This is a genomic window from Pseudoalteromonas sp. S2755 (assembly GCF_005886535.1).
Lineage (GTDB): Bacteria > Pseudomonadota > Gammaproteobacteria > Enterobacterales > Alteromonadaceae > Pseudoalteromonas.
The window spans coordinates 17,076-39,317 of sequence record NZ_PNDS01000023.1; the positions used below are offsets into that span (position 1 = coordinate 17,076).

The window sequence follows — 22,242 nt, forward strand, 5'->3', positions numbered from 1 at the left end:
AGCTGAAAAATAGTAAGCACTTAACCACCTGCGATTTTCACTTTGAAGCCTTGGCCTTCTAATAATTGCTTAAGCTTTTCTCGGTCATCGCCTTGAATTTCAATAACGCCTTCTTTAACTGCGCCACCTTGACCCATTTTAGATTTGAGCGTTTTTGCCAATTTCTTTAAATCATGCTGTTCACTATCGATGCCGACGACAAGCATAACGCCCTTGCCTTTGCGCCCTTTAGTTTGTCTTTCGATACGAACAGCGCCGTCTTTAAAAGTTTTACCTTGAACTTCTCGTTTTGGCTCTTTGGTGTCAATACGGCCTACATCTGTGGAGTACACAAGTCTTGATTCTGACATTGATTCTGGTCCTCTTACGGGTTCTTTGCAGAGATCATAGCAAAAAGCAGATTAGATGTTTTTTATTTTTTGCTAAATGATTTTTAAGCGTTATATTTAAATTGGTGAGGGGAAACAAATCAAAATAATTTAGGAGCTTAATGATGAGCTTGAGTAAAAACGCTTCTGCTGACGGCAAGACACTAACTATTCAAATTAGGGGAAAGTTCGACTTTAATTTGGTGCAATCATTTCGTCAGGCGTATGCGGAGGTGAATGATCAAACCGAAAAAGTTGTTGTGGACCTGCGTGAAACCGACTATATGGATAGCTCCGCCTTGGGTATGTTGTTAAATATGAAAAAAACGCTAGGAAGCTCAGTTTCTAGCATTCAAATTAGTAATTGTCGTCCACAACTTAAAAAAATCCTCCAGATCTCTCGTTTTGACAAGAAGTTTGATATTGACTGATCGCCGGTAGGTTCGCCCCTCATGAATATCTTGGTAGTCGACGATCAGGTATTAAATTGCAAGCTGCTTAAAGCAATGCTCGAGCAGCAGTTTTATACTGTTTTTTGTGCGAACAATGGTCGTGATGCATTAAAAATTCTCGAAAGTCAGGACATCGACATCGTGCTGCTAGACGTTGTTATGCCGGTTATGGATGGCTTTGAGACTGCCCCCAAAATAAAGCAGTATGCGGGCGATGTATATCTTCCCATCATCTTTATCACCGCACTTGAAGATCAAGGTAGCTTTGAAAAATGTCTTGCTGTAGGAGGCGATGACTTTATTCATAAACCGTTTGATAAAGTTATCCTATCAGCCAAAATCAAAGCGCATGCAAGGACACGTAGGCTCAGCCAACAAAGCAACGAACAACGCCGCCAACTGGAGTATCACTATAATCAGATAGAGCGAGAGCATGAGATTGTTGAGCACATCTTTAGTAATGCGCTTGCACAACAATCTGAATATCCTGAGATTTGTGAATACCACTTGTCACCTGCGTCAATGTTTAATGGCGACATGTTTTTAATGGCCAAGAGCCCGATGGGTGGCTTTTATTGTTTACTTGGTGATTTTACAGGCCATGGTTTAGCAGCTGCGGTCGGCGCCCTTCCCGCATCGCGCATTTTCTATACGATGGTTCAAAAGGGGATGGCGGTTAGTGATATAGCCGTTGAGCTCAATACCGCCCTTAGTGAGTTATTACCCGGCCACATGTTTTGCGCAGCAGCGATCATCGAATTGAGCAGCTCAGGGAAAAGTGTTTCTGCTTGGCTTGGCGGTTTGCCAGATTTATATTTGATTGACCAAAATGGTAGCGTTATTAAAACCATAGAGAGCCAACATATGGCACTCGGCATTTTAGAAGTCGATGAGTTTGAACGTAATCTGCTGCATTTTGAAGTCAGCCCCGACCAACGCCTCGTAATGGCGACTGACGGTATCATCGAATCTGAGTCTGAGCGAGGTGAAATGTATGGCGAGCGACGGTTAAAGCGGTTACTGGCGAGTAGACAGCATATTTCCACGGATCAAATTATCTCTGAAGTTCGCGAGTTTTCTGGCAATACGGAGCAACAAGATGACTTAAGTATCGCGATTATTAATTGCGTTGCTAGCGATTCAATTGTTTCTGCGCCTAACCATTATTCAAGTTTGCCGTTTAATATTTCGTTATCTTTAGATGCCAAGCAGATGAAAAGTACAGATCCGATACTTGAGCTGGTGGATTTGCTTAGTGAGGTTGACGGTATTTCAGCGCATCGCTCTAATATCTTCTTACTACTCTCAGAAGCCTACAATAATTCTTTAGACCACGGAGTGCTGGGGCTAGATTCTGAGATTAAAAATAAGGAAGATGGCTTTTTTGAGTTCTATAGTCTGCGAGAGAGTGTTTTGAAGGAGCTAAAAGAAGCGCTCATTATTATTTCAGTGCGCTACAGCCCTGAAGAGCTAAAACTATACTTCAACATTTGTGATTCAGGTAATGGCTTTGAATCAAGTGAGCGTAACAAAGCGCAGCAAGAGCATAGCCACGGTCGAGGTGTTAGCTTACTTAACGAAATTGCCCAAAGCGTTAGCTACAACAGTGCTGGAAATGAAGTAGAAATGATTTATTCACTCACCTCTAAATCGGTCTAAATTCCACTCAAGCGTGTTTCACTTCAGCTTTAGCTTGTTATCTACTTGTATTGTTCTATGTACCTGTTTTTTAGTGTTGGCAAGGTATAAAGAGCGTGGTAAAGTTGCATTAACTTTAGATGTTTAGATGGCTAAAATGTCAGATTATATTTCATTGAGTGGATTATCTATCTCCCGCGAGTTGCTTTTGCTGCAATTAGAAAAACTAGATGCTTATATTGAGCAAAACTCAAGCCCTGCAGTGTGGTCATATCAGATCCCTGAGCTTGGGGAAGGAGGCGCTTGCAGCTTGTTTGGGCACCTTCAGGAAGCGCCTTTTTTATTAAGTGACCACGTTGAAAAGAACACAGTGAATGAGCAATTGCTTGCCAAGCTGCAAACGATAGTGTCAGCGATAGTTGAATTTACAGCTGTTGATTGGTTTGGCATATACCAAGCAAGAGCGACAAATGAAGGGAAACAACTTCTCAAATTAGCGTACTCTGGCGCGCCGAGTAGACCGCTATTTCCAATAACGGAGGCTTTTGCCGCGACCTCAAATAATATCCAAACGGTATTGAGCGCTAAAGCTCGGGTGATTAATGACATTCCTCATTATGTCGCCAGTGGTGGAGAGTACTACACTTGCGATCCAAAGGTGAAAGCAGAAACCTGTATGCCATTATTCGATGATGCACAAAATTGTATTGGCATTATTGATGCAGAAGCGTTTTCTGAGTCATTTTTCAACGAAGAAATTTTAGCATTGCTTGCTGCGGCATGTACGAGAATCCCTGACTATTTACCCAAGTAATTATCGGAATGTCCGGCTGTAAACTTGACGCCTTTGTGGTGCTGCCAAGTTTACAAAAATGAATAAAATTCTAGATAAATATGGTAACTGAGATGCAAGTCTCTATGTTACCATCAAGTCTACTGGAATCGGGCGTCAGCCGCTCGAGTTTGCATTAATTAAAATAAAAGAGATAAGCCATGTTCTCAGAGCTAAAACCACTTCCAACAGATCCTATTTTAGGCCTGATGGCCGCTTATAAACAGGACACTAACCCAAAAAAAATTGACCTTGGTGTAGGTGTTTATAAGGACGAGCAGGGAAACACGCCGGTACTTAGAGCGGTTAAAAAAGCGGAAGCGTTTCGTTTAGAAAACGAAACGACAAAATCTTATATTGGTTTGGCTGGTAACTTAGACTTCTGTCAAAAGATGGAAACACTGTTACTTGGAGAGCATAGTACATTATTGGCAAATCGCGTACGTACGGCGCAAGCACCTGGTGGTACTGGCGCATTACGTGTTGCTGCCGAATTTATTAAACGTTGCAACACCAATGCAACTGTTTGGGTTACGACTCCAACTTGGGCAAACCACATCAGCCTATTTGAAGCAGCTGGTCTAACAGTTAAAGAGTATCCTTACTACGACTACGAAAACAAAGGGTTGTTGTTTGATGAGATGATCAATGCGCTGAAGCAAGTACCTAAGGGTGATGTAGTACTACTTCACGCATGTTGTCATAACCCAAGTGGAATGGACTTAAATCAAGCGCAATGGAAAGTAGTTGCTGAACTTGCGAAAGAGCAAGGTTTTACGCCATTAATTGATATTGCATACCAAGGTTTTGGTACTAGCCTTGAAGAAGATGCACAAGGCCTTAGAACAGTTGCAGATACGGTTGATGAAATGATCATCTGTTCGTCTTGTTCTAAGAACTTTGGTCTTTATCGCGAACGTATCGGTGCGTGCTCAATCATTGCAAAAGACAGTGCAACTGCTGATGTCTCAAACTCAGTATTACTTAGCGTTGTGCGTAGTATTTATTCAATGCCGCCAGCACACGGTGCTGATATTGTAAATACCATTCTAAGCAGTACTGAACTTACGCAAATGTGGTACGACGAACTTGACGAAATGCGCGGTCGTATCAATGGTCTACGTACGTTGATCAAAGAAAGCCTAGCTGCAAAAGGTGTTGAGCAAGACTTCTCGTTCATTGACCGTCAGCACGGTATGTTCTCTTTCTTAGGTATTAATAAAGAGCAAATTGACAGACTACGCACTGAATATGCTATCTATATGGTAGGCTCTAGCCGCGTTAACGTAGCTGGCGTAAGCAAAGACAATATTGATTACTTTGCTGACGCAGTGGCAAGCGTGATTAAATAATACCAGGCTACACAGAACAATATAAAAAACCGCAAAACATGCGGTTTTTTATTTTCGGCCCTAAACCACCTACTTCAGTAGGTGGTTATTATCATTTAGGCTTGCTTAATTTTGGTCACTTTATCTGGATCTGACGCTTTTTCGTTTTCAGATTTGTTTTTGGCGTTGGCATTGGCCTTTGGTGCTACTTTGCCACCTTTTAACACAGACACAAAGTCATCTTTTTGTTTTGCAATTTCAAGCGCTAGGGATTCAACTTGTTGTTCACTCAGCGGCACGTCAACTTTCGTTAGCATGTCTTCCAATGCTTCAGCTACATCTAGCATCTTATCATAAGCATCAGCTTCTTTTTTAGACGTGAAAGTCATACGCTCGACTCCATTTCTTTCAACAACATATTTGATGATAACGGCCATGGTTATTCCCCTAGTCACTGTTTTTTTATACAGTAAATTGAATTGAGTGATTAAGCAAGTTATTTTGAAAATTTTTCAAGTGCTGTTGAGTGAGGGGAAATTAATTAAATTAATTAAAAACAAAAACTTAATGTTTGTTTAGGTTTTTGAAAGAATGAATGTTTTTTGACAAAGTCAATGTTCCTATCTTTATTTAAAAAGCTTCTGCAATCACTCACCGAGGTAAATGCAGTAAGCTTTGGATACTTTTTACGCACAAGGAGTGTATATATGTTCAATAAACCCATCATGCTTTCTATTTTATTGGCGCTAGGTTTAAGCTGTTCTAATGTGCTCGCAAAAACTGCGGAGCAAGCAAAGCCAGCTTCTCAAACACAGCAACAAAGTGCTGTACTCGATATTAATTCCGCTGACGCTTCGGCGCTTTCAAGTTTACCAGGGATTGGTATTCGTAAAGCTGAAGCCATCGTAGAGTACCGTAACAAAATGGGGCGCTTTAAAACAACAACGGAGTTGCTGGAAGTAAAAGGAATTGGGAAAGGAATATTGGCAAAACTGGAGGGGAAGATTAGAGTCTAGTCGTAGTTATTGTGTGCGAGCTTAGCTGCTCGCACACAGGTAGATTGAAGATCAGGGCTTATTCGAGGCGTTAAACTCAGCGATTGCCTGAGCTAACTTGGGTTTGCCAAACTGTATTTCCAATGGTGTGGTCAGTAGCGGATAAATTAATCCTGCTACCAATAAGACAGGTAATAGCAACCAGCCTTCAAATACGACCAATGAGGCAAAAAACGGTGTGAGCAGTAGCAACTTGGCGATTCTTAACACAACCTTTGTTTTTGCATCAAGGTGGCTAAGTGCAAGACGTAAGATCATCTGCTTGTCACGTAATTTAAACGCTCTCAGTTGCTCAATTTGGCTTAACCTAAAATGCATGAATGTGATATCTCAACTTCTTTTGGTAACGTGGAAAAATAAGAAAAGAATAAATGCAACACTATAAAATGCAAAGATAATTTCCATCCATCCAGGCATAGATAATCCTGCAAAAGACCAATCTATGTTGCCGCAGTCACCTGTTGCAGCAAAAAAGCTTGGCAGCCATTCATGAAGCGGCATAAACGCAGGAAAGTTTGGTACAAAGTCACAGGTAAAAGCAAATGGATCCGTTGTGGTTTGCATACTGATATGTTCACGGGCGATAAAATAACCCCAAATGCTGCCTATGCCCCATGAAACAAATGCCAGACTACGCAGTGCGAAAGAGCGAGGGGAAATCATACCGATTAAACCAGCTGCTAATAACCCCAACATAGCAAAACGCTGATAGATGCACATAATACAGGGCTCTAAACCCATACCGTATTGGAAATACAGTGCAACGGCTTCAAAAATAGCAGCGGATAGTGCTAGCAATCCCCAAGATTGCCTAGAGAGATGAAAAGATGAAATCTTCATTATAGAGAAACCCTTTTTGTTTTATTATGCTTTATCTGGCCGCGTTAGAGCAACCTTACTTCGGCAGTGTGCGCTATCTTTGCGACGATTTTTCGACTCTTGTTACCAGCAGAAGTTCGAAAATATCAGAATAGAACACTTGATTAAGGCAATTGGGGTGAGACCGACATTCTCAGCCTTTCTATTCTGGCGTATTTACTCACTTTTCTCGAGGGCATCGATGTGAAAAGTAGCGCGCTCAATGGCGGAGCCGTGTAAGATAACATATTCAATATCATTATAAGCCGCGACTGACTGCAAAGGGTTACTATTTAAAAGTAATAGATTTGCCACTTTCCCAGCTGCGATACTGCCGTACTGGTTGTCTATGGCAAATGCTTTGGCATTGTTAATGGTTGCAGCAGATAGCAAGCTAACGAGGCCTACTCCGGCTTGGTCCATCATCGTTAATTCTTGATAAGTCGATAAGCCAGGTTGCGAGACATAAGTTGGTGCGGGTGGCGTATCTGAGCCAAGCAGCAAGGTTGCGCCATTTTTATATAGATAATGTAGTGCTCGTTGCCCTTGAGAGAAAACTTGCTCAAGTTTAGCGACCTTTTGTTGATTACTTATTTCACCCCAGCCTTGACCCATTTCTCGAGAAAACCAGCGACCAGGTTCACTTTGATACCAAGCAATTTGAAACGGAGGTAATACGGTACGATATTCAGAGGAGAAGGTAAAAGTGTTGTCAGTCACTTTCGCCAGAGCATTCATCACATTTAATGTGGCTTGATATGCGATGCCTTTTTCGATGATGGTATCCAGCACAGCTTTTACATTGGTTGGCAGTTCGCTTTCGCTAGGGGCTGTATTTGGCGATAACCAGTTCCAAAGTCCATGCGCCATAACGTTGATATTGGCATCTACAGCAAGTTGTTGCATATCAACGGCATTCGCATGTGCCATTACGGGTAACTTCAATGAGTTTGCGGACTCGACTAATTGTCTAGCAGTTTCTTGGTTAATAAGCGGTATAGCACTGTTTTCTCCAAAGCCATCTTCAAAGTACAGTTTGGCACAAGTTGCACCGTCAGATTTCATTCGCGTCAAGGGCTGAGCTCCTTGGTGAGCGTGTGCTTGAGATGGCGTCAGCTCATAAGCAGGATCGCCGTGTTGTGCAGCAAAGTAGGGTTTATGTTGATGTAGCTGTGAGTAACTAAGGCCTTCAGCATTATACCCTTGGTAAACCGGCATTGCGCCACAAAAGTAGGCGTCGGGTGCGGGGCCATTTGCTGTAAATTCGGTCATGCCGGTTGCAGTGTTTGACGGGTCAATAACTTGCGTGACGCCATAGTAAAGATAATTAGCGCCTTGCCGTTGTAAAAATGCTGCCTGCATTTGGCGAGCTTTAGGGGAAGTGTTAAGCAATCCCGGCATAGTTTTTAGGTGCACATGGCTATCGGTTAACCCTGGTATAAGGTATTGACCATGAGCATCAATGACCTGTGCTGCATCCGGTTTTTGACTTGAGTCAGAGACTTGTATAATTTTGCCATCTTGGATGGCGAGCCAATGATTGGAAATGATATTGACTTGGTGCTTATCAATAGGATTTAAAATGGTAGCATTGTCGATACGAAGGTCCACTGCTGCAAATAATGCATGAGAAGACAGGGCGCAACAGGCCGCAAATATTAATGTTTGTTTTTTCATAATGAAAACCAGTTAGTGTCGTATTAGATGCCTTCGAGCATAACTGGCGAGGTACTTTGTGTTTTAATTTTCATATAAATTAACTCTGAAATTTTTCTTAATTTAATTAAAATTATAATAATCAATAACATAAGGTGTTCTTGGGTTGAAAAATTTGCTTTTGGGAAATTGGCTTGTTGTGCCTAAATTGAACCAGATTGTGGAGTATCCGACTGGCCGTGAATATACCGTCACTCCAAAAGTGATGAAATTACTGTTGGTGCTGGTCGATGCGAAACCTGAGCCTCTGAGTATTGATAACCTCGTCGAGTTAGTTTGGCACCCGAAGGTGGTGTCTGACAACTCGGTCTATCAAGCTGTGGCGCAGTTAAGAAAGATTTTAAACACAGATCCGCAATACCAAGAATACATAGAAAGAATATCAGCTCAAGGCTACCGTATTCATCCAAACATTGCGCTTCGAGAGCATAAAGCGGCTGTGATGTCAGTGAGCAAAAAGCGAATTTGGCTGCTTGGTGTCACCATTACGTTGCTCGCTCTCATCGCTTTTTTTGCTTTTTATATTCAAACTGCTCAAAAGCACAAGGCACAAAACAACCCGTATTTTGATGAGATCACTCTTGCCACACACCTATCCCAAAGTACAGCGGTGGAGGAGTTAGCGCGAGCGAAAACGATTTATCAACAAGTGTTATCTAAACAAAGTGATAATGTCGAGGCTCTTAGTGGCTTGTGCAATGTCTTTATGGGGCTTGGCGTATATGGCGCGGTGTCAGAGTATGAATCGCTTGCCTTGTGTCAGCCATTGTTAGAGAAGGCAAGGATCTTAGATGATACAAATATTGAAGTGATAACCTCTCTTGCGCGCTTTGCGGTGATGGAGAAGGAAATTGAGCAAGCACAGAATTATTTTAAGCGCGGTTTTGAGCTCTCAACCAAGCATGCTCGCCTATGGCATTGGTATGGTCGATTTCTTCGGGACCAACACAAAATACCCGATGCAATTGCTGCGCATAAACAAGCGTATCAGTTAGCACCAAACGATGCGGTTATTATCCGAGGGTTAGCCTATGCCTATTTGAATTTTAGAGAGTTAGTACTCGCGCAAAAATATTTTGATCGTAGCGTTGCCGTTGCCCCCCACACCAAAAACAATCCACTCTATGCGCTAGACTTTTATCCGCTTACCCAGAATAGGGCAAGCCAATATTTGCAGTGGTACCAAAACAATCACATCAGTCATAGTAAATTGTACCCCGCTCAGCAATTGAGCCACATATTAGTGTTATTGAGTTTAGGACGAACAGAAGAAGCTGAGGAGAAATATCAGCAAGCCGCAAATTTAGGTTCAATTTCTACAGCATTTAGACTCTATGTTGAAGCCGGGATCGCATGGCGACAAGGTGATGTAGAAAAGGCTGAAGGACTCTTAAAGCAGCGATACGAGCTAGACTCAAAGGGTAATCATTATGTGATGCCTTATATTCTTGCTTTACTTGCACAGCAGAAAATACAATCCGCGCTAACGCTTTTTGAACAGCATTTTGCTGATATCGCGGCGCTTACATCGCCAGAGGCAGGCAATGTAGGGCAATATCTTACTTATGCCCTGATGCTGAAACGTACAGGTGGACAAAGCAAGCTCAAGCGAGTAACACAGTTGTTGGCACAATACCTTAATCAAGGAAATCAGCTAGATGCAGCGTTATCTCCTTACTGGTTCGCACTTAATAATGACGCAGCAGAAACACAACAAGCGCTAACGCAGCTGTTCAACACTGGCTGGTTACCCGATTACAATGATAGTTTTTTTGCTACGGACCTTTATCTAGCTTTGACATCAGACCAAGAATTTAAACAAGCATGGCTGAATAAGCTTGAAAGCAGACAGAATGAGCTCTAATACGTTTGGTTACTCAGGCATAAAGTTTTGCTTTGTGATGTAAAAATAGGGAGCGAATTTTCTTGGTGATTCCTTGAATAGGGGTTCTGTGTTTCGGCAGACTTTGATATTAGCTTTTAAAAACAGGGTTCGATTTTGTTGCCTATGAGTTTTGGCTTTTCTTAAGCTGCTTTGTTGTTTGCAAGTAAAACTCAAAAGTAAATTGCAAAAGATGTCCAATAACATTATTACATGCCGCTTTTTCTGTCTATTTCGCAGTCGTTTCGTGTGCACTTTAGGAGAAGTATTTGTGTTATACAAAATGAAAGCAGAGGCTGGATGGTCTGATGAGGAGCAATTTGTTTACATTAACAGCTCAGTGTTTAGCGAAGATGAGCTCGTTCAGGCCAAGTCTAAATCGCCTTAATTGAGTTTTAAGTCTCACACCGCATCACAATCTCACCTGCATTAAATATGGCTATTTTCAGCTTGGGTGATTTGTAGCTTGTTAGTTGAGCTTCATCTGGTACAATCAGTGGATTAACAAGCACAACCTGCCAATCAAGGCATTGATGTAATAATAAAGTGGTGTGAGATGAGAATTTTCAAAGCCAAGAGCCCAGCTGGATTTGCTGAAGAATATATTGTTGAGTCAATTTGGAACGGCGAATTTCCTCCGGGATCCATTCTACCTGCTGAGCGTGAGCTTTCTGAACTCATTGGTGTAACAAGAACAACACTGCGCGAAGTATTACAAAGGCTAGCTCGTGATGGCTGGTTGACTATCCAACATGGTAAGCCAACCCGAGTAAATAACTTTTGGGAAACGTCGGGTCTTAATATATTAGAAACCTTAGCGCGTCTTGATGAAGATAAGATGCCTGAGTTGACCGATCAGCTGCTGTCAGCGCGTACCAATATTAGTGCTATCTATACGCGTGCGGCGATAAAATTCAACCCGCAGCGTGTTATCGATATTTTATCTAAGCATGAAGAGCTAGAAGACACCGCGGAAGCGTTTGCCGATTATGACTACCAAGTTCACCATGAGCTGGCAGGTGCAGGACAAAACAAAATTTATGTGCTTATTTTAAATGGCTTCAGAGGCTTATACTCAAAAATTGGTTGTCATTACTTTTCAGATCCTAGAACGCGAGGACTGGCGAGACAGTTTTATGCAGATTTAACCAAACTGGCGGAAAATCAAGAACACGATGGGGCTATTTCATTAATGCGTAAGTATGGCCACCAATCAGGTGAAATTTGGCAGCAGCTCCGCGGTGATATGCCAGAAAACATTATGGACTAATGTCTATCGAGCGATATACATGTTAAAGAGGCTTCTTCGTGAAGCCTTTTTTGATCTCCGAATGGCATCCTGAGCGGAGGTATTTGCGTCTCATCGAATTTATAGATTGATGCTATCGCTAAATTCGATTGTTAATTATGGCACTTGCCAAATACACTAGGCGCAGTTTTTGGTGGTGAGAATGACAAAGATACTTTGGTTATGAATCTAGCTAGGGTTGTTTTTTCATAAGCACGCCACAATATTATGAACAAGATATTTTGGTCTCGACACGAGATACCAAATAAGATTGGAAATAAACCTAACTATTGGAGATAAAAATGGGTGTATTAGTAGGCCGCAAGGCACCAGACTTTACAGCAGCAGCAGTACTAGGTAACGGTGAGATCGTAGATAGCTACAACCTGCACGAGCGTATTAAAGGTAAAAAAGCGGTTGTTTTCTTTTACCCACTAGACTTCACGTTTGTTTGTCCTTCAGAGCTAATCGCGTTCGACAAGCGTTACGAAGAGTTCCAAAAGCGTGGTGTTGAAGTGATCGGTGTTTCTATCGATTCTCAATTCTCACACAACGCATGGCGTAACACTCCAGTAAACGAAGGCGGTATCGGTCAAGTTAAATACGATCTAATCGCTGACGTTAAGCACGAAATCTGTCAAGCATACGACGTTGAGCACCCAGAAGCTGGTGTTGCTTTCCGTGGTTCTTTCCTAATCGATGCCGAAGGTAATGTTCGTCACCAAGTAGTTAACGACCTACCACTAGGCCGTAACATCGACGAAATGCTTCGCATGGTTGATGCACTAGCATTCCATGAAGAGCACGGTGAAGTATGTCCAGCTGGTTGGACTGAAGGTAAAGCAGGTATGGATGCAAGTCCTGAAGGTGTTGCTAAGTTCCTATCTGAAAACGAAGGCGCACTATAATTTAGTGTCGACTTTGTGATATCTCGCTGATATCAAAAAAACCCGCCAATTGGCGGGTTTTTTTAATGGCTACTGATACCTCAATAGCTTTCAGAGGGTAAAACTTTGACTACTCGGCTACCTTGCCTACTTTAGCAAGTGCCATGCTAGTTAAAGTTGATAAACTGACCCAGTGATTTTATCAGTTGAATGCTTAGGTAAGCGGCAAATAAACTGATCACGGGAGTTGCGAGCAGACTCAGAAGCTCGAGCTCATTAATCATTAGTCTCTTCCTTTTTTTCTTGCTCGTTGTTATTAGTTGTTTGAAACGCTTTCTCTAAAGACTGTTTGGTCTCAATTTTTATTTCTTCTAGATTCGCTTTGATTGACTCAGTGATAGCTTGCGTTACTTTGGTTTTTACTTCTTGAAGTAATGAAGCATCAATTTCTGCAGCTGTTGTTGTCATGCTTGCTGTAAACAGTAAAGTGGTCATGGTGATTTTCGCTAAAGTAGTCATAATAAGTTTCCTTGTAATTTGTTAGTCGCAATAACTATTACAAAGGTTGTGCCAAAATGAATTTAATTTTTATGTTATTGATTTTTATGTGTTTTAATATTTTCTTGGCACAGGGGAATTTATGGGGTGGTGAATTTGACCAGTGCAGGATGGGTAAAGTGGCTAAGATTTAGTTAAATTTATTAAGGCTGGATTAAGCGAACTAAGAAAGGATGAAGAACAATGTTTGGGCCGAATTAACGGCCAAAGCTAGGGTCATCAGGTAGGTCCACCAAGATTAATACAGCCCCTTTACCGCCATATTCTAAAGGTGCTTGGTGCATCGCCAGTATATCTGGATGCTGGACAAGATACTGCGGTACTTTATGTTTAAGCACACGCTCACCAATTCCATGCACCACGCACGCACAAGCAATATGTTGTTTCTTACAAGCATGAATTAATGCTGCTAGTTCTTGTTTTACCGTTTCTTTATTTAGCCCGTGTAAATCTAAGATGAGTTCGGGCGCGTAGTCACCACGCCTTAGCTGCTTTGCTAAATAGCGATCAGCTCCGGGCTTTACGAAATTGATGGTTCCTGACGTATCAATATCAGGAATATACTCGTCAGAAAAGTAAAACTCAGATTGCTGCTGCTTGACTTGTTGCTTCAGCTCAATGCTCTGAATTTTTTTCTTTTGTTTGAGCTGCACCTGATCTTGTTTGAGGGGTTTTACACCATTCAAAGACTCACGAAACATCGCGAAATCGTCATTTAGGTCAGCATTAGTGTTAGATTCTCTGTTCATGGTGACATTTTAAATAAAAAAAGCATAAAAACCTAGCTTAAAAACCGCTACAATAGCGCCATATAGTTTGATCTTTAGAGAGTCACCATGACGGAAATGTCGCAACCACTTATTACCGAAGAAATGGCCGTTGAGGCCTTTCAAGACTTACATACCATTCAGGACTGGGTACGCTGGACAGCGAGCCAGTTTGTGAGTAACGAGGTGTTTTTTGGTCATGGTACGGATAATCCTTGGGACGAAGCGGTCAGTTTAGTGCTTCCGGTGCTGCATATGCCAATTGATGCCCCCAAAGAAATCATGCATGCGCGCATGACACAAACTGAGAAAGCGCATCTGATGGAGTTTATCAAAGCACGTATCGAGCAGCGTATTCCCGTCGCCTACTTAACCAATCAAGCTTGGTTTGCTGGTATGCCGTTTTATGTTGATGAGCGCGTATTAGTACCACGCTCACCATTTGCGGAGTTAATTGCAAAACATTTTGCCCCTTGGGTAGCTGCACCGAATAAAGTAACGCGTATCTTAGATATGTGTACGGGTTCTGGTTGTATTGCGATTGCATTGGCTAAAGCATTTGAGCGTGCACAAGTAGATGCAGTAGATATTTCTTTTGAAGCCTTAGAAGTGGCTGAACACAATATCAATCAGCATATGATGCAAGACAGAGTCTTTGCTATCCAATCTGATGTATTTAGTGGTGTACCGGGTCAAAAGTACGATTTAATCGTAGCAAATCCTCCTTATGTTGATGCAGAAGATATGTCAGATCTGCCAGAGGAGTTCCATCATGAGCCAGAGCTTGGCTTGGCGTCAGGAGAAGATGGCCTTGATGTGACCCGCACACTACTAGCAGAAGCGGCCGATCATCTAAATGATGATGGTTTGTTATTTGTCGAAGTTGGCAATTCTATGGTACATATGGAGCAGCAATTTCCTGAAGCGCCATTTACTTGGTTAGACTTTGAGCATGGTGGTCTAGGGGTCTTTGTCGTATCCAAACAACAACTATTGGAATACTTTAAAAACTGATAGGGAGCCAATGCTCTCTATCGTCTATTTAGGAATGAGGAAAAACGATGGCAGGCAATAGCATTGGCCAATTATTTAAGGTGTCGACCTTTGGTGAAAGCCATGGCGCCGCGCTTGGTGGCGTGGTGGATGGTGTGCCACCTGGGCTTGAGATCACTGAAGCCGATTTACAAATCGATTTAGATAGACGCAAACCAGGTCAAAGCCGCTACACAACGCAGCGCCGAGAAGGCGATGAGATAAAAATTCTCTCGGGTGTGTTTGAAGGCAAGACCACAGGTACGAGCATTGGGTTGTTGATTGAAAATACCGATCAACGTTCAAAAGATTACTCAAATATCAAAGACTTGTTCCGTCCGGGTCATGGCGACTATACCTACTGGCACAAATACGGACATAGAGATTATCGCGGTGGTGGCAGGTCGTCGGCACGTGAAACTGCCATTCGAGTTGCAGCAGGGGCAATCGCGAAAAAATATCTCAAGCAAGTCCACGGCATCGAAATCAATGCCTGTCTTTCTCAATTAGGCCCGATTAAAGCCCAGCATTATGATTGGTCAGCGGTTGAAAACAATCCATTTTTCTTTCCCGATGAATCTAAGCTAGAGGCGCTAGATGAATATATGCGTACGCTGAAAAAAGAAGGTGATTCAGTCGGCGCGAAGGTAAAAGTCGTGGCGAAAAATGTGCCTGTTGGCTTAGGTGAGCCAGTGTTTGACCGTTTGGATGCTGAGATAGCGCACTCCTTGATGAGCATTAATGCCGTAAAAGGCGTAGAGATTGGTGATGGTTTTGATGTGGTTGAGCAAAAGGGCTCTGAGCATAGAGATGAGCTAACGCCACAGGGATTTACTTCTAATCATGCAGGCGGCGTTTTAGCGGGTATTTCTACAGGGCAAGATATTATCGCATCAATTGCGCTAAAACCGACATCAAGTATCTCGGTACCGGGACAGAGTATTGATACTCACAACCAACCGCAAGAAGTTGTGACGAAGGGCCGCCATGACCCTTGTGTTGGTATTCGTGCCATTCCAATAGCAGAAGCCATGTTGGCTATTACACTCATGGATCACTTATTACGTCACCGTGGTCAAAACCAAGACGTCAATTTGCCGCACAAGCCAATTCCTGGTCATATCTAGCCAGTAGCGAGTAAACTAATTTGGCACAGTGATTGCTTTTCTTGGACAAATCAAGGAGAGCAATCATGATCACTTACCAAACCCACTCCGCAATTCGTACCACTGAGTCCGTTTCAGAGCAGCGAAGCCTTGCCCAAACTAAACCAGCTAATACCGCTGCGCAGGAGCAAAACTATGTCGCGGCTGCTAACATCGCAACCGAATCATCCCCAGTACTCGATAATAAACCCGACGAGCCATATAAATATGAAGTGGTGGAGCGTAATCAGTCATTTCTAGAAAAAATGAGAGAAGCGGTAATGTTTAGCCGCTTAGGGGCAAATAAAGAGAAAATAGACGAATTAAAAGAGAAAGTGACAGAACTTGAAAAGCTTGCGGCTGAGGGAAAAATTTCACTTGAAGAATTAGAAGAGCGGATGGCTGCCTTACAAGAAGCGATGAGAGAAGCGGTAACTCAGGAAGAAAACAAAGCGAACAAGGACACGTTAATGAGCTAGTGAGGCTTAAAATAGTAAAGCCTCAACTGAGGCTTTATTATAGCTATAAACGAACAGCGTTTAGCTGTGATATTTTTCACACGCTTCTAGCGTATTTTCGATTAAGCTTGCTACGGTCATTGGACCCACACCACCTGGCACCGGGGTAATAAAGCTCGCGCTCTGTTCTGCGATGTCGTATTGCACGTCACCTACCAGTTTGCCAGATTCTAAGCGATTAATACCTACATCAATAACAATCGCGCCTTCTTTAACCCAGTCGCCCGGAATAAACTCTGGTTTGCCTACCGCCACAACCAGAAGATCGGCACGACGCACATGGGTTTCGAGGTCTTGCGTAAATTTATGGCAAACGGTTGTAGTACAACCAGCAAGTAGCAGCTCTAGTGACATAGGGCGACCAACGATGTTTGAAGCACCAACCACAACAGCATGCATGCCTTTATAACGCACACCGGTAGAGTCGAGTAGGGTGATGATCCCTTTTGGCGTACAAGGTCTCAGTGCTGGCATTCTTTGGGCAAGACGGCCTACGTTATATGGGTGAAAGCCATCGACGTCTTTGTGAGGATCAATACGCTCTAACACTTTTTCTGCGTCTAGGCCTTCAGGTAGCGGCAATTGTACTAAGATCCCATCAACTTCAGGATCTGCATTAAGCTCATCAACAAGCGCAAGTAATTGCTCTTCGCTTGTATCACCTGGTAAGTCGAAAGATTTAGAAACAAATCCGACTTCTTCACAGGCTTTACGCTTTGAACCAACATAAACTTGGCTCGCAGGATCCTGGCCTACTAATACCACAGCCAAGCCAGGCGCTCTTAGACCTTGCGCTAGTCTGTCTTGAACTCGTTGTGCAACAGTAGAACGAACTTGTTTCGCGATAGCTTTGCCATCAATGATGTTTGCCGTCATGATTGACCTATATTAAGGGTTAAAAAACTTGAACGATGATAGAGCCTTTAAATTCTTCCATACAAGCACTTTCATGTATTGATGAAATGATTGCTTAATAAAGATGAAAAATGGGGTCGCTCTATTTATATGTCCCTTTAGTTATTACAAAGGAGGACATTTGCCCGCTATTTTCTCAAAAAACAGCCAGTCCGCCAAGTTTGCATTGCGTAAAAGCAAAGGTTTTCATGATCTGTTCTACAAGAAGCGTTCAAAAATTGTTTAAGTCAGCTGTTTTATCAACAATTTGTGGCAAAATTAGGCAGTTGAAACAAAAACTAAAAAAAATATTTGACCTACTTCGGGCAAATCACTATTATGCACCCCGTTGCCAACGAGGACTCACCGATAAAAAGGTTCTTAGTTCTCCAAGGTCACAGTCGGCGATTAGCGCAGCTTGGTAGCGCACTTGGTTTGGGTCCAAGGGGTCGCAGGTTCAAATCCTGCATCGCCGACCACTTTTAAAATAAGAATGTAGCATGAAGATGTTTACGAGTTTGCGCCCTTAGCTCAGCTGGATAGAGCAACGCCCTTCTAAGGCGTCGGTCGAAGGTTCGAATCCTTCAGGGTGCGCCATCTTATTTTAATCCACATGTAGTGGCGGCTGTAGCTCAGTTGGTAGAGCCCTGGATTGTGATTCCGGTTGTCGTGGGTTCAAGTCCCATCAGTCGCCCCATCTACATGCCAAAATTATTCGGCGATTAGCGCAGCTTGGTAGCGCACTTGGTTTGGGTCCAAGGGGTCGCAGGTTCAAATCCTGCATCGCCGACCACTTTCCCTCTAGTATCTCAGTCATTTATTTCAAATTTACTAACTTTTAATCAATTAGCACCAATATGCCTAATTATTTAACCTGATTGCTCGACTCCGTCGTTGAATAGGTTATAATGCCGCGTCTATTAATTAACGTAGTGCCCGTAGGGCAGGCAACAAGCGTCACATGCAACGGAGAGTTTGGCAATTTAGCTGAAGGCCCATAAAAGCATGATGGTTGTCTTGTTAGTAAGGAAGGCGCTTTGTCGCCCAAAAATGAAGATTGAGGTAAATCATGCAAGTTTCTGTTGAGACGACTCAAGGCCTTGAGCGCCGTCTGACCATCACCGTTCCTGCAGAGAACGTTGAGACTGAAGTTAAAAAACGCCTACAACAACTGTCAAGAACACAGCGTATCGATGGCTTCCGCCCTGGTAAAGTTCCGGTGTCAATCATCACTAAGCGTTACGGCGCGGCTGTACGTCAAGAAGTTGCTGGCGATCTGATGCAGCGTAACTACATCGAAGCAATCATTGCTGAGAAAATCAACCCTGCAGGCGCACCATCTTTTGCTCCTAAGTCACTAGAAGCTGGTAAAGATCTAGAATTCGATGCAACTTTTGAAGTATACCCAGAAGTTGAACTTAAAGATCTAGACAAAATCACAGTTGAGAAGCCTGCGGTTTCTGTAACTGATGAAGATCTAGCGAACATGCTTGAAACGCTTCGTAAGCAACACGCTTCTTGGACCGAAAGCGATGCAGCTGCTGGTGAAAAAGACCGTGTAACAGTTGACTTCGTTGGTACAATCGACGGTGAAGAGTTCGAAGGTGGTAAAGCTGAAGACTTCCCTCTAGAGCTTGGTCAAGGTCGTATGATCCCAGGCTTCGAAGACGGTATCGTTGGCAAAAAAGCAGGTGAAGAAGTTGTTTCTGACGTAACTTTCCCTGAAGATTACCACGCTGAAAACCTAAAAGGTAAAGCGGCTCAATTCACTATCACTGTGAAGAAAGTTGAAGTTCAAGAGCTTCCTGAACTAACTGACGAGTTCGCAACTAAGTTTGGTGTTGCTGAAGGCGGTGTTGACGCACTTAAAGAAGAAGTTAAGAAGAACATGGAGCGTGAGCTAAACCAAGCGGTTAAAGCTAACGTGAAAGATCAAGCGATCAAAGGTCTTCTAGAGACTAACGAAGTTGAAGTGCCAAAAGCACTAATCGACCAAGAAATCGACGCTCTTCGTCAACAAGCGGCACAACGTTTTGGCGGCAACGCACAAAACATGCCTGAGCTACCTGCAGAGCTATTCCACGAGCAAGCAGTAACACGTGTGAAAACTGGCCTATTACTGGGTGAAGTGATCAAAGCAAACGACATCAAAGCAGATGAAGGCAAAGTGGCTGAATTAATCGACACAGTTGCTTCTGCATACGAAGATCCAAGTGAAGTAGTTGCATACTACAAAGCAAACGATCAACTAATGCAGCAAATGCGCAATGTTGCGATGGAAGAGCTAGCTGTTGAAGCTGTACTTGCTGCTGCATCTGTTTCTGATGTTGAAAAGTCATTCGACGACATCATGAATCCACAGGCTGATCAATAAGTCTTTGAAGAAATCATTGACTTACAGCTAAGCTGAAGTTTAAATGGCTCGAGTTACTCTAATAGAGAATTCGGGCCATTTTTGTTTTTAAGCCTTGATATTGAAGCATTAAGTACTTATATCTTGAGGCATGGCTTATTTTATTAGCTATACTTATTTTACGAGTCAGATTTCGTTGAGTATTACTGATACAGTTATATCTACTCGTTTCAATTCGCTCAAAAAAGTATTAGCCTAAACACCGATCACAGAATGTTTTTATGGGCCGCGCTAAGTCCAATAAAGTTGCTGCGAATAGGCAATAGATTCTGTGCTAATAAGGAATAAAAAACATGAATGATGGTATGATCGATCCAATCAATGCGTTAGTACCTATGGTCGTGGAGCAAACGGCTAAAGGCGAGCGTTCTTACGATATTTACTCACGACTGTTAAAAGACCGTATTATTTTCTTAACTGGTCAAGTCGAAGACCATATGGCCAATCTAATTGTGGCGCAGATGCTGTTCTTGGAATCAGAAAGCCCTGACAAAGATATATTCCTATATATCAACTCGCCGGGTGGTTCTGTGACTGCTGGGATGTCAATCTACGACACGATGAATTTTATCAAGCCTGACGTTAGTACGGTTTGTGTTGGTCAAGCTGCGAGTATGGGGGCATTTTTGCTATCTGGCGGTGCTAAAGGTAAACGTTATTGCTTACCTAATTCTCGTGTGATGATCCACCAACCTTTAGGTGGTTTCCAAGGTCAGGCTTCTGATTTTGAAATTCATGCCCGTGAAATTTTGGCGATCAAAGAGAAATTGAATCGCTTAATGGCGGAACATACCGGTCAGCCTTACGATGTGGTTGCGCATGACACAGATCGAGACAACTTTATGACTGCAGATCAAGCGTTAGAATATGGCCTGATTGATGCGGTTCACTCTCGTCGAGAGCTTAAGTGATTATGAATTAGCCGATGAATTGAATTCATCGGCTTCTACTGTGCCAAAGCTAATTTTCTTTGGTATAGTTAAAAGAAATACGATGTTATCTAGAGATAACAGCAATTGAATGAGGTAGCTGAATGTCAGACACTCCAACAGACGGCGATAAGAATAGTAAGCTACTCTACTGCTCATTTTGCGGTAAGAGCCAGCATGAAGTTCGTAAGTTAATTGCCGGTCCATCTGTCTATATATGTGACGAGTGCGTTGAACTTTGTAACGATATTATTAGGGAAGAAATCAAAGATATTGCGCCTAAGCATGACGCGTCTGATAAATTACCTGTGCCAAAAGAGATCAGAAATCACTTAGACGACTATGTGATAGGGCAAGACCACGCTAAAAAAGTCTTGTCTGTTGCGGTTTATAATCATTATAAGCGCCTGCGCAATCAAGGCGGTAAAGGTGATGTAGAACTTGGCAAAAGTAATATTCTACTAATTGGTCCAACGGGTAGTGGTAAAACCCTTCTTGCAGAAACGCTTGCACGTTTACTTGACGTTCCTTTCACAATGGCAGATGCGACGACATTAACCGAAGCTGGTTATGTGGGTGAAGATGTTGAAAACATCATTCAAAAGCTTCTGCAAAAATGTGATTACGACGTTGAGAAAGCACAGCGTGGTATTGTTTACATTGATGAAATCGACAAAATTTCAAGAAAATCTGACAACCCATCAATTACCCGTGATGTGTCAGGTGAAGGTGTACAACAAGCTCTACTAAAACTGATTGAAGGCACGGTTGCATCTGTTCCACCACAAGGTGGTAGAAAGCACCCGCAACAAGAATTTTTACAAGTAGATACTTCTAAGATCTTGTTTATCTGTGGTGGTGCGTTTGCAGGCCTAGACAAAGTCATCGAGCAGCGCAGTACAAAAAATACTGGAATTGGCTTTGGTGCTGAAGTTAAATCTAAAGACTCTGAGCGCTCATTAAGCGAGACGTTTAAAGACGTAGAGCCTGAAGATTTAGTTAAGTACGGCTTAATACCTGAATTTATTGGTCGTTTGCCTGTAGTTGCGACTTTAACTGAACTAGACGAAGAAGCACTAATTGAAATCCTAAATGAGCCGAAGAATGCACTCACTAAGCAATACGCGGCACTATTTAAGATGGAAGGTGTTGACCTTGAGTTCCGTGAAGATGCGTTACGAGCGATTGCTCATAAAGCGATGGAGCGTAAAACAGGTGCCCGTGGTCTGCGTTCGATTGTCGAAGGCGTATTGCTTGATACTATGTATGAGCTTCCTTCATTAGAAGAAGTGAGTAAAGTCGTCATTGATGAAACGGTGATCAAAGGCGAATCAGACCCAATTATGATTTACGAAAATAATGGTAAAGAAAAAGCTGCGTCTGAATAGCTCAGTATGAGATTAAAAAAAGGAGCCTAGCGCTCCTTTTTATTTCTTAGTCCACATCAGATAGAAGCCAATATAGTCAAATAGCTATAACGATAAAGGGCAATAGCGAGACAAGTTTTAGGGGGAATTTTTTATACATTCCACCACGATAAATTGAGTGTCAAAACTAAGCTTTTTATCCGTTAAATTGATCTCTACTTGATGCGGATTACTATAAACTATTGAACTTTATCTGCGTTATCCCCATATAGCTCAGTATTCCCAAAATTAATTGAAGTGCGAAGAGAACAT

General features: G+C 42.5%; 22 protein-coding genes and 4 tRNA genes. 18 read left to right on the top strand and 8 right to left on the bottom strand.

The window, feature by feature from the left end:
• Nucleotides 1-20: 20 nt before the first annotated feature.
• The gene (locus CWC03_RS04530) at nucleotides 21-350 is read right to left on the bottom strand and encodes an SUI1 family translation initiation factor (RefSeq protein WP_138580752.1); all 330 of its coding nucleotides are present in this window, start codon (nucleotides 348-350) and stop codon (nucleotides 21-23) included.
• A gap of 143 nt (nucleotides 351-493) precedes the next feature.
• Between CWC03_RS04530 and CWC03_RS04535 the strand changes: the two genes are divergently transcribed.
• The 4 genes from CWC03_RS04535 to CWC03_RS04550 all read left to right on the top strand — a co-directional run bounded on the left by CWC03_RS04535 (nucleotide 494) and on the right by CWC03_RS04550 (nucleotide 4,642).
• Nucleotides 494-799 (top strand): STAS domain-containing protein, encoded by a 306-nt coding sequence (locus tag CWC03_RS04535; RefSeq protein WP_010371095.1) that lies wholly within the window; start codon nucleotides 494-496, stop codon nucleotides 797-799.
• Nucleotides 800-820: 21 nt separating this feature from the next.
• Nucleotides 821-2,479, top strand: a complete 1,659-nt coding sequence (locus CWC03_RS04540; RefSeq protein ID WP_138580753.1) for a fused response regulator/phosphatase — start codon at nucleotides 821-823, stop codon at nucleotides 2,477-2,479.
• 127 nt (nucleotides 2,480-2,606) lie between these two features.
• Nucleotides 2,607-3,272 (top strand): GAF domain-containing protein, encoded by a 666-nt coding sequence (locus CWC03_RS04545; RefSeq protein ID WP_138580754.1) that lies wholly within the window; start codon nucleotides 2,607-2,609, stop codon nucleotides 3,270-3,272.
• 179 nt (nucleotides 3,273-3,451) lie between these two features.
• Nucleotides 3,452-4,642, top strand: a complete 1,191-nt coding sequence (locus CWC03_RS04550) for an amino acid aminotransferase (protein WP_138580755.1) — start codon at nucleotides 3,452-3,454, stop codon at nucleotides 4,640-4,642.
• A 95-nt stretch (nucleotides 4,643-4,737) separates the two neighbouring features.
• On the opposite strand, the gene CWC03_RS04555 is transcribed toward CWC03_RS04550, so the two are convergent.
• Nucleotides 4,738-5,058, bottom strand: a complete 321-nt coding sequence (locus tag CWC03_RS04555) for a YebG family protein (RefSeq protein WP_138580756.1) — start codon at nucleotides 5,056-5,058, stop codon at nucleotides 4,738-4,740.
• 270 nt (nucleotides 5,059-5,328) lie between these two features.
• Here CWC03_RS04555 and CWC03_RS04560 point away from each other — a divergent pair, with 270 nt between their 5' ends.
• A complete protein-coding gene (locus CWC03_RS04560) occupies nucleotides 5,329-5,637 on the top strand; it encodes a ComEA family DNA-binding protein (RefSeq protein ID WP_138580757.1) in 309 nt (102 codons plus the stop codon).
• 51 nt (nucleotides 5,638-5,688) lie between these two features.
• Here CWC03_RS04560 and CWC03_RS04565 read toward each other — a convergent pair whose 3' ends face one another.
• From CWC03_RS04565 to CWC03_RS04575, 3 genes are all read right to left on the bottom strand, one after another.
• Nucleotides 5,689-5,994 carry a DUF6170 family protein gene (locus CWC03_RS04565; protein ID WP_017216140.1) on the bottom strand — a complete coding sequence of 102 codons (306 nt, stop codon included), beginning with the start codon at nucleotides 5,992-5,994 and terminating at the stop codon, nucleotides 5,689-5,691.
• 12 nt (nucleotides 5,995-6,006) lie between these two features.
• Nucleotides 6,007-6,516 carry a disulfide bond formation protein DsbB gene (dsbB, locus tag CWC03_RS04570; protein WP_138580758.1) on the bottom strand — a complete coding sequence of 170 codons (510 nt, stop codon included), beginning with the start codon at nucleotides 6,514-6,516 and terminating at the stop codon, nucleotides 6,007-6,009.
• A 195-nt stretch (nucleotides 6,517-6,711) separates the two neighbouring features.
• Nucleotides 6,712-8,211: an amidohydrolase family protein gene (locus CWC03_RS04575; RefSeq protein WP_138580759.1), complete on the bottom strand. Its 1,500-nt coding sequence runs from the start codon at nucleotides 8,209-8,211 to the stop codon at nucleotides 6,712-6,714.
• Between the two features lie 145 nt (nucleotides 8,212-8,356).
• On the opposite strand from CWC03_RS04575, the gene CWC03_RS04580 reads away from it, so the two are divergent.
• The 3 genes from CWC03_RS04580 to CWC03_RS04590 all read left to right on the top strand — a co-directional run bounded on the left by CWC03_RS04580 (nucleotide 8,357) and on the right by CWC03_RS04590 (nucleotide 12,328).
• Nucleotides 8,357-10,114: a winged helix-turn-helix domain-containing protein gene (locus CWC03_RS04580; protein ID WP_138580760.1), complete on the top strand. Its 1,758-nt coding sequence runs from the start codon at nucleotides 8,357-8,359 to the stop codon at nucleotides 10,112-10,114.
• 574 nt (nucleotides 10,115-10,688) lie between these two features.
• Complete coding sequence (gene fadR, locus CWC03_RS04585; RefSeq protein WP_138580761.1) at nucleotides 10,689-11,402, top strand: fatty acid metabolism transcriptional regulator FadR; 714 nt, start codon at nucleotides 10,689-10,691, stop codon at nucleotides 11,400-11,402.
• Between the two features lie 320 nt (nucleotides 11,403-11,722).
• Nucleotides 11,723-12,328, top strand: coding sequence for a peroxiredoxin (locus CWC03_RS04590; protein WP_010371125.1), 606 nt, complete (start codon nucleotides 11,723-11,725; stop codon nucleotides 12,326-12,328).
• A gap of 255 nt (nucleotides 12,329-12,583) precedes the next feature.
• Here CWC03_RS04590 and CWC03_RS04595 read toward each other — a convergent pair whose 3' ends face one another.
• Nucleotides 12,584-12,826 carry a hypothetical protein gene (locus CWC03_RS04595; RefSeq protein WP_045990797.1) on the bottom strand — a complete coding sequence of 81 codons (243 nt, stop codon included), beginning with the start codon at nucleotides 12,824-12,826 and terminating at the stop codon, nucleotides 12,584-12,586.
• 236 nt (nucleotides 12,827-13,062) lie between these two features.
• Complete coding sequence (smrB, locus tag CWC03_RS04600) at nucleotides 13,063-13,614, bottom strand: endonuclease SmrB (protein WP_095727417.1); 552 nt, start codon at nucleotides 13,612-13,614, stop codon at nucleotides 13,063-13,065.
• 96 nt (nucleotides 13,615-13,710) lie between these two features.
• Here smrB and prmB point away from each other — a divergent pair, with 96 nt between their 5' ends.
• The 3 genes from prmB (at nucleotide 13,711) to CWC03_RS04615 (ending at nucleotide 16,288) form a co-directional block, all read left to right on the top strand.
• Complete coding sequence (gene prmB, locus CWC03_RS04605) at nucleotides 13,711-14,646, top strand: 50S ribosomal protein L3 N(5)-glutamine methyltransferase (protein ID WP_138580779.1); 936 nt, start codon at nucleotides 13,711-13,713, stop codon at nucleotides 14,644-14,646.
• A gap of 47 nt (nucleotides 14,647-14,693) precedes the next feature.
• Nucleotides 14,694-15,791 carry a chorismate synthase gene (gene aroC, locus CWC03_RS04610; protein WP_017216128.1) on the top strand — a complete coding sequence of 366 codons (1,098 nt, stop codon included), beginning with the start codon at nucleotides 14,694-14,696 and terminating at the stop codon, nucleotides 15,789-15,791.
• A gap of 65 nt (nucleotides 15,792-15,856) precedes the next feature.
• Nucleotides 15,857-16,288 carry a hypothetical protein gene (locus CWC03_RS04615; protein ID WP_138580762.1) on the top strand — a complete coding sequence of 144 codons (432 nt, stop codon included), beginning with the start codon at nucleotides 15,857-15,859 and terminating at the stop codon, nucleotides 16,286-16,288.
• Nucleotides 16,289-16,348: 60 nt separating this feature from the next.
• Here the strand turns inward: CWC03_RS04615 and folD are convergent, their stop codons facing one another.
• The gene (gene folD, locus CWC03_RS04620; RefSeq protein WP_128726821.1) at nucleotides 16,349-17,203 is read right to left on the bottom strand and encodes a bifunctional methylenetetrahydrofolate dehydrogenase/methenyltetrahydrofolate cyclohydrolase FolD; all 855 of its coding nucleotides are present in this window, start codon (nucleotides 17,201-17,203) and stop codon (nucleotides 16,349-16,351) included.
• A gap of 420 nt (nucleotides 17,204-17,623) precedes the next feature.
• Between folD and CWC03_RS04625 the strand changes: the two genes are divergently transcribed.
• The 7 genes from CWC03_RS04625 to clpX all read left to right on the top strand — a co-directional run bounded on the left by CWC03_RS04625 (nucleotide 17,624) and on the right by clpX (nucleotide 21,951).
• Nucleotides 17,624-17,700: transfer RNA gene (locus tag CWC03_RS04625), tRNA-Pro, on the top strand.
• A gap of 41 nt (nucleotides 17,701-17,741) precedes the next feature.
• Nucleotides 17,742-17,818: transfer RNA gene (locus CWC03_RS04630), tRNA-Arg, on the top strand.
• A gap of 24 nt (nucleotides 17,819-17,842) precedes the next feature.
• Nucleotides 17,843-17,918: transfer RNA gene (locus tag CWC03_RS04635), tRNA-His, on the top strand.
• Nucleotides 17,919-17,937: 19 nt separating this feature from the next.
• Nucleotides 17,938-18,014: transfer RNA gene (locus CWC03_RS04640), tRNA-Pro, on the top strand.
• 276 nt (nucleotides 18,015-18,290) lie between these two features.
• On the top strand, nucleotides 18,291-19,595 hold the full coding sequence (tig, locus tag CWC03_RS04645) for a trigger factor (RefSeq protein ID WP_138580763.1): 1,305 nt from the start codon (nucleotides 18,291-18,293) through the stop codon (nucleotides 19,593-19,595).
• A gap of 332 nt (nucleotides 19,596-19,927) precedes the next feature.
• Nucleotides 19,928-20,545 (top strand): ATP-dependent Clp endopeptidase proteolytic subunit ClpP, encoded by a 618-nt coding sequence (gene clpP, locus CWC03_RS04650; RefSeq protein ID WP_010371147.1) that lies wholly within the window; start codon nucleotides 19,928-19,930, stop codon nucleotides 20,543-20,545.
• Nucleotides 20,546-20,667: 122 nt separating this feature from the next.
• Nucleotides 20,668-21,951, top strand: coding sequence for an ATP-dependent protease ATP-binding subunit ClpX (gene clpX / locus CWC03_RS04655; protein WP_010606725.1), 1,284 nt, complete (start codon nucleotides 20,668-20,670; stop codon nucleotides 21,949-21,951).
• Nucleotides 21,952-22,242 lie beyond the last annotated feature (291 nt).